Here is a 14,398-nt window from a genome sequence, read left to right on the forward strand (position 1 = left end):
TGTGGTCCGTGAGGGAGAATGTCGAGCGGCACTCAGCTGGACCTTGAGCCGATCCGTCGTTTGAGGCGGACCAGGAGGGCCGACAGGCCGTTCGGTTCCGCGATGAGGAAGATGATGATGAGGGCGCCGAGTACGATGCGCTGGCTCATGTCGAGCACGCCTGAATCGAACAGGCCGCCGAACAGGAAGGCGCCGAGCCGGGACAGAACGAGCGGGAAGACGACGATGAAGGCCGCGCCGAGAAACGCGCCGCGTATCGAGGCCAGCCCGCCGATTATGATGATGAACAAGATCTGGAACGAGCGGTCGAGATTGAATCCGGCCGGTTCAACTGTGCGCAAATAGGTGAAGGCCCACAGCACACCGGCGACGCCGATAATGAAGGACGAGATGGCGAAGGCCAGCAGCTTGGTTCGCAGCACGGGAACACCGATGACGCGCGCCGCGGTTTCGTTGTCACGCACGGCAATAAAGTTGCGGCCGGTGGCGCTGTTGACGAGACGCCAGACGACGGCGGTCAGCACGATGACCGTAGTGACCGAAAGCAGGTAGCGGCCGGTGGCGCCGTCGAGCGGGAACCCAGCGACGATGAGATGCGGCGCCGAAATCACGCCCGATGGGTTGTCGTTGGAGAACCAGCCGAACTTGGTCAGCGCCCATTGCACGAAGAACTGGGCGGCGAGCGTCGAGACGGCGAGATAGAAGCCGCGGAGCCTGAGACTGGGCAAGCCGAACACGACGCCGATTCCGGCGGCCGAAATCCCGGCCAAGATCATGGTCGCTGGCAGCGGCAGTCCTTCGATCCGCAGGTTGAAATTGTAGGCGGCAAAAGCACCGACCGCCATGAAGGCGGAAGAGCCGAGCGAAAGCTGCCCGCAATAGCCGGTGAGCAGGTTAAGACCGACCGCTGCCAGGCTGAGCGCCAGAAAAGGCAGCAGGATTGCCTCAACGAGATAGCTCGACGCATAGGCGGGGATCAGGCCGTAGCCGACGACGATCAGCACGGCCGGCAGAGCTAATCTCCGCCAGTCGATTGGAGGCCTTTCGGCATCGAGCGCTTGCACGGCCATCGGTCAGACCCTTTCGATGGTTTTATGGCCGAACAGGCCGGAGGGGCGCACCAGCAGAACCACCAGCGCCAGCGCATAGGCGAACCAGCCTTCGATGCCGCCGCCAACGAAGGGGCCGAGATAGACCTCAGCGAGCTTCTCGCTGGCGCCGATGATGAGGCCGCCGACGATTGCGCCGAGGATGGAATCGAAGCCGCCAAGCACCAGCACCGGCAGCGCCTTCAAAACGATCAGTGACAGCGAGAACTGGACACCGAGACGTGCGCCCCACAGCAGCCCCGCGACCAGCGCCACGAACCCCGCGGCCGTCCACACCGTTCCCCATATCCGGGGCAGCCGCAGCCCGACGGCAAGTGCTGCAAACTGGTCGTCGGCGACGGCGCGAAACGCCAGCCCGATCCGGGTCCAGTAGAAAAATGCGCTCAAGCCCGCCACCATCGCCGCGGCAATGCCCGCGGCGAGAAGGTCGAACGACGAGATCAGGATGCCGCCGACCTCAAAGGGCGTGTCGTCTATGCCGAGCTCGAGCCCGTGCACCTGGGTGCCCCACATCAGCTGGGCAGCGCCCTCGATGATGTAGGACAGGCCGAGCGTGGCCATGAACAGGGTCATCGGCGAGCGATTGACCAGCGGCCTGAGCACAGTCCGCTCGATGGTGAAGCCCAGCGCGACCATGACCGCGAAGGTGATGAGCAGCGAAAGCGCGAACGGGATGCCGCGTTCGACGAGGCTGACAAAGGTGAGCGCTGCGAACAGCACCATCGACCCTTGCGCGAAGTTCAGCACGCCCGACGTCTTGTAGATCAGCACGAAACCGATCGCGACAAGCGAATACATGACACCAGAGAGCAGGCCGCCGACCAGCACTTCGATGACGAAGAGGAAATCATAGTAGCTCATCGGATGTCCTCGCCATTCTCGCCCTCGGCGGTGCCGATATAGGCCCGGATCACTGCCGGATCGGCCCTGACCTCGGCCGGCGTCCCGTCTGCGATCTTGCGGCCGTAGTCGAGCACCGCGACCCGGTCGGAGAGCCCCATGACCACGCCGATATCGTGCTCGATCAGGATGATGGTGACGCCGTCTCGGTCGCGCGCGGCGCGCACAAACCCGGCCATCTCAGCTTTCTCGGTCGCCGTCATGCCGGCCATCGGCTCGTCGAGCAGCAGGATCTTGGGCTCGGCAACCAGCGCTCGTGCCAGCTCGACTCGCTTCTGCAGGCCGTAGGGCAGCGTGGCGACCAGACGATCGGCAACGGCCTCAAGATGCAGGAAGGCAATTGTCTGATCGACCTTTTCGGCGATCACGACATCTTCAAGCCGGGCGCGTGGCAGACCGGCAATATGCTCGACGAAGTTGGCGCGTCTGGTGTGGACGCGGCCCGAAGCGATGTTGTTGCGAACCGAAAGACCGGAAAACAGCGCCAAGTTCTGGAAGGTTCGTGCAACGCCCAGTCGCGCCAGACGACTCAGCGGCACCCGGGAGAAGGACTGGCCGTCGATCGCGATCGTGCCGTGGTCGGCGTGATAGAGGCCGCTGATAATGTTGATCAGCGACGATTTGCCAGCGCCGTTGGGGCCGATCACCGCGCGGATCTCACCGCTCTTGACCTCGAGATCAATGTCGCTCAGCGCCTTGACGCCGCCAAAGGAAATGCCGATCCCGTTCAGCGCGAGAACCGCATCCGGCCGTGACGAGAGGCATGCCGGACGCCTGGCGCCGACGGGGTTAGTCACCGCGAGGATGGCGGAAATTTCGGGCGCGCGCTCGTATGCGGCGGCTCCCAGCGAAGCACCAATCATGAAACGACCCTGATTTGAAGGAGAGCTGGCAGCGGCCCAAGGGCCGCGCGTGACCTATTCCGCGGCGACAAGTTCCCTGTCGCGAGCCTCTTCCAGTTCGCGCACCAGTGGGATGACGCGCTTGCCGAAGAACTCGACCTCTTCCTGGAAATGCAGGAAGCCGAGCAGGATCAGGTCGGCGCCGGCGTCCTTGAGCTTGACGATGCGTTCAGCGATCTGTTCCGGCGTGCCGATGAGATTGCTGCGGAAGCCGTCATTGTATTGCACGAGATCCTCGAAGGAGGATTTCGCCCAGTTGCCTTCGCCTTCCGGCGAGGCCTTGCCGGCATTCTTGACCTGGTCGGCGAAACCCTGGACTGCCTCGGGATTGGCCTTGGCGATGATCTCGTCGAGCACTGCGCGTGCTTCCTGCTCGCTGTCTCGGGCGAGGGCGAAAGCGTTGACGCCGATCTTGACCTTGTGACCATTGGCCTTCGCCTTGGCGCGGATGTCGTCGACCTGTTTCCTGATCTCTTCCGGCGTGTTGCCATTGGTGAAATACCAGTCGGAGACCCGCGACGCCATGTCGCGCGCGGCGCGCGACGAGCCGCCCTGGAAAATCTCGGGCAAGGGCTCGATCGGCTTGGGCTTCATCGAATAGTTGGTGAAGCGGTAGAAATCGCCCTTCAGCGTGAAACTGTCCTCGGTCCAGATGCCACGCAGCGCCCGGATAAATTCTTCCGACCGGCGATAGCGCTCGTCATGGTCGAGCCAGAGTTCGCCAATGGCGGCGAACTCGCCGCGGAACCAGCCGCTGACGACATTGACGGCGACGCGGCCATTGGTCAGGTGGTTGATGGTAGCGATCTGCTTGGCCGCCAGCGCAGGGTTCCACGGGCCGGGCAGGATCGCTGCGATGACCTTCAGCGTTGTGGTCGCGGCAAGCAGGGCATGGCTGAACGAGACGGATTCGTGCTGGTTGTCGGCCCCATAGCCGGCTGTGAAACGGATCTGGCTCAGCGCATAGTCGAAGCCATTGGCCTCGGCGATCTGGGCGAGCTTCCGGTTGTACTCGATGTCCCAACCCGTCCGCTGCTCGATGTTGGAAATGACCAGGCCGCCGGAGACATTCGGGACCCAGTAGGCGAATTTGAGGCTGTCGGAGTGCGAGGCCATGTCGTCGTTCCCCCTTTGATTGGCTCAGCCGACGCGCGTGGCGACGGCAGCGTTTGCATGACGGGAATTGAGCAGTGAAACTGCTTCGGCAGCGGCGCGTGAAATGCGCTCGGTGATCGCGGCGCCGACGATTTCGGCATCGATGAAATCGTCGGGCGCGCCGTAGACGCCCGTCGGGACGGTGACGGCAGCGAAAAAGCCGAACAATGGCCGGAGCTGATGTTCGAGCACCAGGCCATGATATGGGCTGCCGCCGGTCGCCGCGAGAAGCACGGTCTTGCCCGTCAGCGCACGATAATCGACGAGATCGAACAGGTGTTTGAGGGCACCGGTGTAGGAAGCCCTATAAACAGGCGTTCCGACCACGAGCAAATCGGCCTTCTCGACGCGCTGGATGATCGCTTCGCCGGATGCGCCAAGTGCGCCGCGCGATAGCCCGGCGAATAGCGAGGGTGCTGCCTCCGTGATCTCGATCAGACCGGTGTCTGCAGGCACACGCAACGCGACCGCCTTGACCAGCGCATTCACCACCGCCGTAGTGCGGGAGGGCGTGCTTACGCCGCCCGATATTCCGAGAACCGATAATCGTGCCAAGTCATCAATCTCCCACACTTTGCATGCTAGCTAGGCCAGCACCAAACCAGGCCAAACGATATTCTATAAATTCTGTAGAGATAAGGTACTTTGTTCTGATGTTTTCACGTCAATGGGAAAAACGGCGCCGTTAGCCGCATGGCAAACGGCCAAGCTTCACTGACATTCGTTACGATGCGATGGGCACCCCTTAGTCCTGTTCGGACTTCTAGGCGGCGGCCGCAAGCATCGCCTCGCTTATACGCGGGTCGCCTTGATCGTTTACATTTCGCGGACTTGCTCGGATAAATTGCGCCAAGACATAGGCGTCGGCCGCGCGGAACACTACGAGTACCTCATCGCCGGTCGACACGTCCTGGCAGACTGGGTTACTAAGGGCGACGTGGCAGTTCAGAGCGCCGTGCCTTCCCTGCGCCCGGTTGGTATCGCCCCCAAAGCGTTTGGCACAGGCCCGGCACCAGCCTCCGGCCTGATCCCGCAGCGACTGCCGCGCAAACCGTTGCCGGCTTCTCACCGCGACTCCGAACAAACAGTGGATGTGTCTGTCTGCAAAAGGGCAACCCGGATTGAGAATCCGGATTACCTCTCTATGCCGCTGACAGCCCTGTGCCTGTGGTCTGCACGCGCGCTGCCGCCGCCAGCAGGTCGGTCTGGGTGATCAGGCCAACGATGTGTCGCTCGGCATCGACGATGACTACGGCATGGCTGCGGCCGTCGGTGAGCACCGGAAGCAGGCGCATGGCGGGCGTGTCGGGAGAGGCGATAGCGGTCTTCGACATAACGGCCCTCACCTTATCGGCCGCCTTCGTCAGCTCACGCAGGCCCACGGCGCCGACCAGCCGACCGTCCGAATCGATCACTGGCAAGGTGCGGATGTTGTAGTCGAGAAGCTGCATTCGCGTCTCATCGATGGTGCGTTTTGCGGCACCGAGATCACGTCGCGGGACATGATGTCCCGGCAAAGCAGGGTGCGGTGCGAGCGCACCATCGCCTGCAGGCGGCAAAGGCAGCCTCTGTCGCTTTGCACTCAGCCATCAGAATCCCTCGACAATGATTTCAATTGGATAGCTGTGCATTTAATTTGAGAATCGGAGCGATTGCATTCGCACATTAAATGCCAAAGCCGATCGGAGCGGACGCATTCTTACAGCTAAGTGCCAAGCGACAGCTGGCCCTAACGCTCGAATCGAGACGTGGGCTGTTCACCGAGGGCCAGGGGCGGGATGTCATGAGAATATCCGGAAAATCGGCGCTGCTCCACGTCTTGCGGCAGGCCTCTAATAGCGCTCCCGAGGGAACGTGCTAGCTACGGAGCGCCATTCGTAAATTCCTACGCTGTCAGCACGACTTCTGAAGAGATGCCAGGCGCGTGGCCGAGCTCTCGCGGCGCCCCCTCAACTATGGCCAGCAGATCTTCGAACCGGTTGAAAATGTATTTGGCCCCCGCTTCCTTGAGGCGCACATCATGGGCAGGGCTGCAGTGACTTCCTCCCAAGAAACCATGCACGGTCATGCCTGCCGCCTTAGCTGCCGTCACACCTGCAATGCTGTCTTCAACGACGACGCAGTCGGAAGCCGACACACCCATCTTTTCGGCAGCGTAGAGAAAGATGTCCGGCGCAGGCTTACCGTTTCGTACCAGCACTGTGGAGAAGATGTGCGGATAAAAGAGCTCGAACAGCTCTGTCTTTGCAAGAGCGAGTCCGAGTCGGTGCGGTGCGGAGCTCGAGGCCACGCAGCATGGTATCCGCAGCGCGCGGATCGTCTCGCGCGCACCAGCTATTGCGGTGAGTTCGGAGAGATATAGTTCCCGAACACGTGCATCGATGCGCTTAGAAAAATCCGGCGGCAAGGGCGTGCCCAACTCTGCTTCGATCAAACGATACATGTCGTTGGCTGGGACACCGGCGAATTGCTCCACTGCTTCCCCGACCGTGATGGAACGTCCGACACGGGTAATCTCCGCGGCTTCGGCGCTGCTAACAATGATCTCGCTGTCGACCAGCACACCGTCACAATCGAAGATGACCAGCTTTGGTTTGATGTCCATTATTTATACTCCAAGGAGCGAACTCTACGTCGGCCCATCGCAATTCAAGTTATCGGGGTTTGTTCCGGGCATTGACCCGTCCACAACTTCGCTATCGGTCCCGTCCGCAAGAGGACGGGGATGGAGTAGGAATAATGGAGTAATAATCCAAATGCAATGACATGGTTCGGAGTATTCTTACATATTGGCCGTTGTCCGCGCCGTGCTTTTGGCGTGGTCGGCGATGGCGAGAGCCAAGGCTTCGGCAATGAAGACGGCCCGGGGCAGGGCGATCATCTGCTCACCGAGACCAGGCTGCGGCAGCCGCGCCATTTGCAAGACGACGGTCGAGACTTTCGCAAGACTCGACTTAGGATGGCAGGTGATCGCCAACGAGAAAGCGCCAATACGGTGAGCTTTGCGCATGAACTCGACCGTATCAGGTGAGGCGCCTGATTGGGAGACGGCGATGGCCGCGTCCTCCTTTGTCATAGCCTCTGCCGCTTCATGGGCGTAGCCAACATTGGCGAAGACTCGCGCGTTAACGATGATGCGCCGCAAACGATGGAACAGCACCTCCGCGGCAAGTCCTGAGTCGCCCGAGCCATAGATGTTGACATGGCGCGCCTTCAACAGGGGCGGCGCGGCGGAAGCCAAGATCTCGGGCAGCACCAGCTGTCGCGTATTCGACACAGAGCGATAAATCAGCGAAACTGTTTCATCGAGAGAGTTGACGGTAAGACTCACGCCTTTATTAGGTCCGGTTTCGCCCTGCCCGACCTCGGCGGCAAGGGCGAGCTTGAAGTCAGTGAATCCTTTGAACCCAAGCTCGCGGCAAAGGCGAAATATCGTCGCCTGCCCGCTTTGGGACGCGGCGCTCAGTTCACCAAGAGACTGACGCACAGCTTTTTTCGGGTTCTCGAGGACGTACTGAGCAACCCTGGCCAGGGCATTGGGATAGTCTAGCGCGGTCTCCACCTTCAATAGAACCGGCGTATGCGTCTCGCCCTCTTTCGAGGAAAGGCGCGAGCTCTCACCTTGCATGGCCATATCATTCTCCGAACTCGATCAGAATCTCGCATGGCGTCGCTGCGCTTGCGCGCCTAAACCTCATACGGCGAGAACACTCTACCGTCCAACCGTTGTAAACAACCTTTGGAAGTTTTGGGTATGGCTTTGTCTCCTAGGAGACGCGACGACGGAGGAGTGCAGGACCGCCTGATGGGCGGCGTCATCGCATAAATTCAATGTCGTATACGATGGAGCGTTGCGCCAGCTTCATAATGGATAATAAATCCGCAATCTTGTCATAGAAGTGATAACAAACTCCAATATGGACACGTCCACGGAGGAGAGCAATATGACAGGATCCGCAGTTCGGCTATCTAAAATCGCAAAGGGATATGGTGCGAGCCGGGTACTGAGAGACATTGATCTGGCGGTTGATGCCGGCGAGTTTATGACCATCGTGGGGCCATCGGGCTGCGGGAAGTCGACGCTGCTGAAGATTCTTGCAGGCCTCGATCAGCCGGATGGTGGATCGATCGAGATAGGCGGCGAGAGCGTGAACCAGCTCCGCCCGAGCCAACGCAACATTGCCATGGTGTTTCAGTCCTATGCGCTATACCCGCATATGCGGGTGCGGGACAACCTGGCAATGCCGTTGATCATGGCAGACTTGCCCTTCGTGGCGCGAATGCCTGTGATCGGTCCTCTGGTGCCTGGTATGAGTGAAAAACGCCGCCAGATAAGCTCGACTGTGAGAGACGTCTCGAAGTCGCTCGGCATCGAAGCGCTACTTGAGCGCAAACCAAGCGAGTTGTCAGGAGGGCAGCGCCAGCGTGTGGCGCTTGGACGTGCGATGGTGCGCCAACCCGGCGTCTTCCTGATGGATGAGCCGCTCTCCAACCTGGATGCGGCGTTGAGGACACAAGTTCGCACCGAACTGGTCCAGCTGCAAAAGCGCCTGAACGCGACCTTCCTCTATGTGACACACGACCAGGTCGAAGCTATGACGATGTCGGACAGGATCGCCGTGATGATGGACGGTAGGATCGTTCAAGTGGCTACACCCGCGGAGATCTATGCTGCGCCGGCAGACATTCGAGTGGCGCGTTTCATCGGATCGCCGCCAATCAACATTCTTCCAGCCAACATCGGCGAAGCGGGTATCGTTAGTCTCCTGGGTGAAAGCCAGAATTTGCGCACCGCTTTGAGGGCTGGAGAAAAGGCTCAAGTCGGCATACGCCCTGCAGATGTGACAGTGGCCGCTCACACGCGGGCGCGCGGCGCCTCTTCAAGCCATGAAGGTCGATTACTTCACACTGAGAACCTCGGAAACGAGATCATTCTCCATCTTACTCTCGCTGGCGACCGACAAGTTTCATTTACGGCACGGCTGCCACAGAGGGAATGGGCGACGATCCAGGCGAGTGGTGGGAATCCTAGTATTGTCCAGGTTGGACTGCCGGCAGAGCGCTTTCTCGTATTTAACGCTGCCGGCCGGCTTATCCCTTCGAAGGGGGTACAAATCTCCAAACGGCTCGAGGCAGTGTCATGACCTCTCTTCCGACTTGTGGCACCTGTAGGCCGGCTCGCGCAGTTCCTGACAAGGTACGCAGGGTCAACGCAGCATATTTGTTCGCCTTCCCGGCCTTCGCGCTCATCGCGATCGTTGTGCTAGCTCCGATCGCCGTCGTGATTCTGCTGAGTTTCTCGAACTATAGCCTCGGAGCAACCGACTGGTCTCTTGTGGGGATTGGCAATTATGCCCAATTGGTCCACGATCGTAGTTTCTTGAATGCGCTCTCAAACACGGCTCTTTATGTTTCCGTCGTGGTGTCGATGTCGGTACTGCTGGGTTTGCTCCTCGCGATCCTGGTCCATGGCACCGGCCGTCTGAGGCGGCTCTATGAGGTCATCTTCTTCCTGCCTGTCGCCAGCACGCTCGTTGCACTGGGGCTTGTATGGAAGTTCATGCTGCATAACCGCATTGGGCCGATCAACGAGTTGATCGCCGCCCTTGGCCTCCAGCGCATCGACTTCTTCAACAACCCATCGATCGCGATTTTCGCGCTTGCCGCGATCGGTGTCTGGCACTTGGTCGGCTTCAATATGATCCTGTTTCTGGCCGGGCTCACCGGAATCCCGCGGGATCTTTATCAGGCGGCTGCGATCGATGGTGCCGATGGCTTTTGGGACCGCCTGTTTCGCGTCACATGGCCGATGCTCGGGCCGACGACCATATTCGTGACTATCACGTCGACGATTACTGCCTTCCAGGTCTTCGACACCGTCGCCGTAATAACCCATGGCGGACCGGCGGGATCGACCGATGTCATCCTCTACCAACTCTACCAGGCGAGCTTCCAATATTTCGAGACTGGCTACGCCTCGGCGCTAACCGTCGTCTTCCTGATCATCATGATGGCGATCTCGGCTGTGCAGATCTTTGCAGCGCGGGGGGTGCACTATTCATGACATCCGCCAAACTTGACGTGTCTGCCCAAGAGCTTCGCGCGCCGTCCTTGGCCCCGTCTCTCGCCGCTGCGGTCAGACACGGACTATTGCTGATTTTCGCGGCGATCATCCTTCTTCCGTTCGCCTGGATGATCCTCGCAGCGGTAAAGGATCCGTCAGACATTTTCTCCGATCCGTTCTCGCTCGATCCGGCGAAGCTGCGGGCTGTCGAGAACTTCAGCAAGGCCCTGACCGCCGCGCCGATGGGCCTGTTCATGCTCAACAGCCTGATCGTGGTCGTCGGGGTTCTGAGCATACAACTTATCACCTCCATTGCCGCAGCTTATGCTCTCGCGCAATTGAAGTTCCGCGGACAAACACTGCTATTCGGGCTTGTGTTATTTGCGCTATGCATTCCGGTTCAGGTCCCAGCCCTGCCCATGTATATCGCGCTTGCGAAACTCGGGCTTCTCAACAGCTATTTTGCACTGATGTTCCCCTGGTTCTTTTCGGCTTTTGCGATCTTCCTCTTCCGCCAGCACTTCCGCACGTATCCCCAGGAAATCATAAATGCCGCCAGGATTGACGGGTTCACGGAAATCGAGATCGTGCTCCGCCTCATTGTTCCAAGCGCTCTGCCAGCGATTGCCGCCTTCTCGGTTTTCTCCGTTACCGCCCACTGGAACGACCTCTACTGGCCCCTGATCGTCGTCAATGTGACCGACAGGATGACTGCGCCCCTTGGCCTGTTGAACTTCCAGTCAGCAGAAGGCGTCAGCTACGGACCGCTCATGGCCGCCGCAACCATCATCACCTTGCCGCTGATCTGCGTCTTTCTTCTGGCGCGGCGGTATTTTGTCGAAGGGGTGACGATGACCGGAGTGAAGTGACCTCCCAGTTCCGCGCCAGGCGTGTGTCTGGCTGTGGGCCGGTGGCTCCACCGCCACCATCCAAAAAAGTCCTTGTTCTCCTATCAACTCAGCGAAAGGAATATCGCGATGAGACAGACCTTGGTTTTCCTGTTGGCAGCCGGCTTCACGGCTGCCGCCGGGTTCGGCGCCGCTCCGGCGCGCGCAGAAATCGCCCTGGAGGTCGTACATGCTTATGGGGCATTCCGCGAGCGCTTTTACCAACCGCTCGCCGATGCCTTCATGAAGGAACACCCCGACATCAAGATCAAGTTCCGCGCCCCGGCAACTGACTACTATGAAGGGCATCTGGCCGTTGCCCGCGAGGCCATGACCGGACAGACGCCAGACATTTTCTTCGCCGGGATGAACCTTCTTCCTGATCTTGTGTCGACGCTCGCCCCACGTAACCAGATCACGGACATGAAGCCGTTCCTCGACCAGGAGGGCCAAGCCTGGGTCGACGAGAACTATGACGCGAACGTGCTCGAGCTTGGACGCATTGACGACCACCAATGGGGCCTGCCGTTCAACGCATCCACTCCGATTTCTTACTTCAACGCCGGTCTTATGAAAGAGGCGGGGCTTGATCCTCATGAGCTTCCCAAGACCTGGGACGAGTTCATCGAAGCTGCAAAGAAGATCAAGCAGGCCAACAGTGACGTCGACGGTATGCAAATCAACCTGGCCCTCGGCGACTGGTTCTGGCAGGCCATGCTCTACAGCTATGGCGGCACGATGATGAGCTCTGACAGAACCAAGGTCACCTATGGTGATGAGGCGGGCCTGAAAGCGGCAACGACTGTTCGTCGCCTGGTTGAAGAGGTGGGCATGCCGTGGATTGATGAGGATGCTGGCATGGCTCAGTTCGCGGCGGGCAAGCTGGGCATTTTCATTGGTTCGACGGGCGACATCCGTACTATGGACGATGCCATCGGCGGCAACTTCGAGCTGGTCACCGGCACCTTCCCGATGGGGGCACAAAACGGCCACGTGCCGACCGGCGGCAACTTCGCGACCATTCTCACGCAGGATCCGGAAAAGCAGAAGGCGGCATGGGAGTTTGTGAAATTCTTGACCAGCCCCGGCGGTCAGAAGGTGACTGTCCTCGGGTCTGGCTATATGCCGACAAACAAGCAGGCTCTCAAGAATGAATATCTCGGTGAGTTTTACGCTTCGCATCCCGAATGGAAGACCAGTTTGACGCAGTGGCCGATTGCTGTGGCCTGGTTTGGCTATCCGAACGTCAAGAGCATTAAAGTCTGGAAGGCCCAGTCCGAGATCCTGTTCCGGATCGGGAACGGCGATGTATCGCCGGCTGATGGTCTACGGGAAATGGTGCAGTCAACCGAAGCCATCACCAAGCAATAAGCCAGGCGAAGAACGGGGATGAGCGTCTGCTCTTCCCGTTCCGCAGTTTTCGCCTCCTTCGAAGGTCAATATAAATGTTGAAAGTTATCCACGTCAGCGACACGCATGTTGCACCTTTTGGCCAACCCGTAGTTGGGCTCGATCCTTGTGCCCGCTTGGCCGCGGTCGTCACGGCAATTAATCGGTATCATAGTGACGCGGCGTGTTGCGTCATTACTGGCGACCTGACGGACCGAGGGGAAATTCCGGCCTACGAAGCCCTCGCCACGATACTAGCGGAATTGCGTGTTCCTTATCGCTTGCTCTTAGGCAACCACGATAATCGGGCCAACTTCCGGCAAGTATTTCGAAATGAACCCGTTGATCAATTTGGATTTGTTCAGTCTACAGCCGATCTCGGTGACGTTCGGCTCATCTTTCTCGATACTCTCGACGATGACCATCCCGGCTGGGGTCGTATGTGCAGCAAGCGCATTCAGTGGCTGCATGAAGTGTTCGAAGACAACGGGTCACGACGATCGGTAATATTCATGCACCACCCGCCGTTTTCGGTCGGGGTGCCAATTTTCGACGACATCGTACTCAACGATCCGCATCCTTTCCTTTCGAAGATACGCTCTGAAAAGTCGATTGTGCATATTGCCTTTGGTCATCTTCACTTGACGACAAGTGGTGTTTGGCACGGGATTCCCTTTAGCTGCAATCGCGGCGTCTCGCATCGTATTGCTTTGAGCTTTAAGCCGGGGATCACCGAATTTATGGAATCGGAGCCGACCTATGACATCGTGACAATTACCGAGGCTGGCGTCCTCGTGCATCATACCGCTCCTGTAGAGGATGACGACATCATCGCTCGCGAATATCCTACAGACGATGGGGTCGGCCGCATCGAGTTCGCGCGTCCCTGAACGAAAACCGACTGAAGGTTTTCCAATGTGCCTAAGCATGCCGGCTCCGCACCAATGCGGCTTAAACTGTAAAATTGTAGTATGTACCATTGGTGCGATCGAGTTATCGAGCTGGGCCCTTGTCCAGCATCCCGTCGAGGAGATAGGCCCAGTCGATATGGCGCAAAGAAAAAAGGCTCACACGATGGTGTTTGGTGCGCCGCCGTCGGTCGCGACCGTCAAGACAATGGCCAGCCGAACGGCCGCAGCCGTGGGGAACATCCTGGTGAGGCAATACGCGCTCTCACTTTGATTGCCGCGCCGCAGTCTAGGCCTTCGCGTGCCCAGACGTATCCAGAATGTTCAGACCACGTTGAAGCGCCGCTTGTCGATGGTTAAGGAGGGAGAAGCTTGATGTCCTTGTCATCTGCGCCGCATCGCTCTACCACAAGCCCATCTTGAAAGGCCGAAAGGCCTTGCTGGCGATTTTTTTCTTTTTTTTCGGCCAGTTTACGCGAAATGCGAGCGCATGCGTCGATGAGCGACGCCAACTCAGCGTCGCTGAGAATAGGGGGAGGTGTAAACTCTAGCCGGTCCTATTCATGAGCCTTGTGGTTCGAGCGCCGCTGTGCCGTTAACCAATGATAATGTCCATCGCATTTTCGTAGCGGGAACCGCACCGAGCGATCTGTAGAACGCACTTCCTGTGTCGTTCGATGGGATAGTCTGCCACTGGATCTCTTGACACCCGTGTCCCTTTGAAAACTCTATCAACATCATTAGCATTGACCGACCGATACCCATGCGTCGAATCATGGGCTTGAGGTAAATACAGTCTAGAAACACGTATGGCTTTGCGGACCACGTCGAAATGGCGATCGAGGCTGTCATGTAGCCTTTCAGCGCTGCGCCCGAGTGTCCAGCTTCGCTGCAGACCCAGCCATATAGCTGTGGAGGCGTTCCAAAAAACGCAGAATTCCAACGCAAGGCCTGGTCGTTTTCCTGGATTGTAGAGCCTTCGTATGCGGCGTGCTCGGCGCAAAGCGGAAGAAGATGGGCGAAGTCGTTGGGAGTCAGGGGGCGGATTTCCAAAATCCCATCCTCATCTTTGCGGAAGAACGGC

General features: G+C 58.9%; 15 protein-coding genes. 5 read left to right on the forward strand and 10 right to left on the reverse strand.

The window, feature by feature from the left end; translation table 11 throughout:
- Positions 1 to 32 precede the first annotated feature (32 nt).
- From AC0NIE_RS34290 to AC0NIE_RS34330, 9 genes are all read right to left on the reverse strand, one after another.
- Positions 33 to 1,070: a branched-chain amino acid ABC transporter permease gene (locus tag AC0NIE_RS34290; RefSeq protein ID WP_473489908.1), complete on the reverse strand. Its 1,038-nt coding sequence runs from the start codon at positions 1,068 to 1,070 to the stop codon at positions 33 to 35.
- Positions 1,071 to 1,073: 3 nt separating this feature from the next.
- Positions 1,074 to 1,970, reverse strand: a complete 897-nt coding sequence (locus AC0NIE_RS34295; RefSeq protein WP_474045423.1) for a branched-chain amino acid ABC transporter permease — start codon at positions 1,968 to 1,970, stop codon at positions 1,074 to 1,076.
- A complete protein-coding gene (locus AC0NIE_RS34300; protein WP_474045426.1) occupies positions 1,967 to 2,872 on the reverse strand; it encodes an ABC transporter ATP-binding protein in 906 nt (301 codons plus the stop codon). Before AC0NIE_RS34300 ends, AC0NIE_RS34295 begins: the two co-directional genes overlap by 4 nt.
- Before the next feature lie 54 nt (positions 2,873 to 2,926).
- A complete protein-coding gene (gene sfnG / locus AC0NIE_RS34305; RefSeq protein WP_474045429.1) occupies positions 2,927 to 4,027 on the reverse strand; it encodes a dimethylsulfone monooxygenase SfnG in 1,101 nt (366 codons plus the stop codon).
- 24 nt (positions 4,028 to 4,051) lie between these two features.
- A complete protein-coding gene (msuE, locus tag AC0NIE_RS34310) occupies positions 4,052 to 4,621 on the reverse strand; it encodes an FMN reductase (protein ID WP_473488817.1) in 570 nt (189 codons plus the stop codon).
- A gap of 208 nt (positions 4,622 to 4,829) precedes the next feature.
- The gene (locus AC0NIE_RS34315) at positions 4,830 to 5,135 is read right to left on the reverse strand and encodes an FMN-binding negative transcriptional regulator (RefSeq protein WP_473488818.1); all 306 of its coding nucleotides are present in this window, start codon (positions 5,133 to 5,135) and stop codon (positions 4,830 to 4,832) included.
- Positions 5,136 to 5,208: 73 nt separating this feature from the next.
- Positions 5,209 to 5,517 carry a CBS domain-containing protein gene (locus tag AC0NIE_RS34320; RefSeq protein ID WP_473488819.1) on the reverse strand — a complete coding sequence of 103 codons (309 nt, stop codon included), beginning with the start codon at positions 5,515 to 5,517 and terminating at the stop codon, positions 5,209 to 5,211.
- 434 nt (positions 5,518 to 5,951) lie between these two features.
- Entirely contained in the window at positions 5,952 to 6,671 is a 720-nt protein-coding gene (locus AC0NIE_RS34325; protein ID WP_473488820.1) for an HAD family hydrolase, read from the reverse strand.
- Positions 6,672 to 6,848: 177 nt separating this feature from the next.
- Positions 6,849 to 7,700, reverse strand: a complete 852-nt coding sequence (locus AC0NIE_RS34330; RefSeq protein WP_473488821.1) for a MurR/RpiR family transcriptional regulator — start codon at positions 7,698 to 7,700, stop codon at positions 6,849 to 6,851.
- Between the two features lie 310 nt (positions 7,701 to 8,010).
- On the opposite strand from AC0NIE_RS34330, the gene AC0NIE_RS34335 reads away from it, so the two are divergent.
- The 5 genes from AC0NIE_RS34335 to AC0NIE_RS34355 all read left to right on the forward strand — a co-directional run bounded on the left by AC0NIE_RS34335 (position 8,011) and on the right by AC0NIE_RS34355 (position 13,296).
- On the forward strand, positions 8,011 to 9,210 hold the full coding sequence (locus AC0NIE_RS34335; RefSeq protein WP_473488822.1) for an ABC transporter ATP-binding protein: 1,200 nt from the start codon (positions 8,011 to 8,013) through the stop codon (positions 9,208 to 9,210).
- Complete coding sequence (locus tag AC0NIE_RS34340) at positions 9,207 to 10,130, forward strand: carbohydrate ABC transporter permease (RefSeq protein ID WP_474045450.1); 924 nt, start codon at positions 9,207 to 9,209, stop codon at positions 10,128 to 10,130. The genes AC0NIE_RS34335 and AC0NIE_RS34340 overlap by 4 nt, the downstream gene beginning before the upstream one ends.
- Positions 10,127 to 10,999, forward strand: coding sequence for a carbohydrate ABC transporter permease (locus AC0NIE_RS34345; RefSeq protein ID WP_473488824.1), 873 nt, complete (start codon positions 10,127 to 10,129; stop codon positions 10,997 to 10,999). The genes AC0NIE_RS34340 and AC0NIE_RS34345 overlap by 4 nt, the downstream gene beginning before the upstream one ends.
- Before the next feature lie 108 nt (positions 11,000 to 11,107).
- The gene (locus AC0NIE_RS34350; RefSeq protein ID WP_473488825.1) at positions 11,108 to 12,388 is read left to right on the forward strand and encodes an ABC transporter substrate-binding protein; all 1,281 of its coding nucleotides are present in this window, start codon (positions 11,108 to 11,110) and stop codon (positions 12,386 to 12,388) included.
- Between the two features lie 74 nt (positions 12,389 to 12,462).
- On the forward strand, positions 12,463 to 13,296 hold the full coding sequence (locus tag AC0NIE_RS34355) for a phosphodiesterase (protein WP_473488826.1): 834 nt from the start codon (positions 12,463 to 12,465) through the stop codon (positions 13,294 to 13,296).
- 579 nt (positions 13,297 to 13,875) lie between these two features.
- On the opposite strand, the gene AC0NIE_RS34360 is transcribed toward AC0NIE_RS34355, so the two are convergent.
- Positions 13,876 to 14,367 carry a GNAT family N-acetyltransferase gene (locus AC0NIE_RS34360; protein WP_473488827.1) on the reverse strand — a complete coding sequence of 164 codons (492 nt, stop codon included), beginning with the start codon at positions 14,365 to 14,367 and terminating at the stop codon, positions 13,876 to 13,878.
- Between the last annotated feature and the right edge of the window lie 31 nt (positions 14,368 to 14,398).

This window comes from Mesorhizobium sp. WSM4842, from assembly GCF_055901575.1.

What these genes read in the sequence shown, in the direction of transcription:
- AC0NIE_RS34290 (WP_473489908.1), bottom strand. Translation starts at nt 1,070, where the DNA reads ATGGCCGTGCAAGCGCTCGATGCCGAAAGGCCTCCAATCGACTGGCGG.
- AC0NIE_RS34295 (WP_474045423.1), bottom strand. Translation starts at nt 1,970, where the DNA reads ATGAGCTACTATGATTTCCTCTTCGTCATCGAAGTGCTGGTCGGCGGC.
- AC0NIE_RS34300 (WP_474045426.1), bottom strand. Translation starts at nt 2,872, where the DNA reads ATGATTGGTGCTTCGCTGGGAGCCGCCGCATACGAGCGCGCGCCCGAA.
- sfnG (WP_474045429.1), bottom strand. Translation starts at nt 4,027, where the DNA reads ATGGCCTCGCACTCCGACAGCCTCAAATTCGCCTACTGGGTCCCGAAT.
- AC0NIE_RS34320 (WP_473488819.1), bottom strand. Translation starts at nt 5,517, where the DNA reads ATGCAGCTTCTCGACTACAACATCCGCACCTTGCCAGTGATCGATTCG.
- AC0NIE_RS34325 (WP_473488820.1), bottom strand. Translation starts at nt 6,671, where the DNA reads ATGGACATCAAACCAAAGCTGGTCATCTTCGATTGTGACGGTGTGCTG.
- AC0NIE_RS34330 (WP_473488821.1), bottom strand. Translation starts at nt 7,700, where the DNA reads ATGGCCATGCAAGGTGAGAGCTCGCGCCTTTCCTCGAAAGAGGGCGAG.
- AC0NIE_RS34335 (WP_473488822.1), top strand. Translation starts at nt 8,011, where the DNA reads ATGACAGGATCCGCAGTTCGGCTATCTAAAATCGCAAAGGGATATGGT.
- AC0NIE_RS34340 (WP_474045450.1), top strand. Translation starts at nt 9,207, where the DNA reads ATGACCTCTCTTCCGACTTGTGGCACCTGTAGGCCGGCTCGCGCAGTT.
- AC0NIE_RS34345 (WP_473488824.1), top strand. Translation starts at nt 10,127, where the DNA reads ATGACATCCGCCAAACTTGACGTGTCTGCCCAAGAGCTTCGCGCGCCG.
- AC0NIE_RS34350 (WP_473488825.1), top strand. Translation starts at nt 11,108, where the DNA reads ATGAGACAGACCTTGGTTTTCCTGTTGGCAGCCGGCTTCACGGCTGCC.
- AC0NIE_RS34355 (WP_473488826.1), top strand. Translation starts at nt 12,463, where the DNA reads ATGTTGAAAGTTATCCACGTCAGCGACACGCATGTTGCACCTTTTGGC.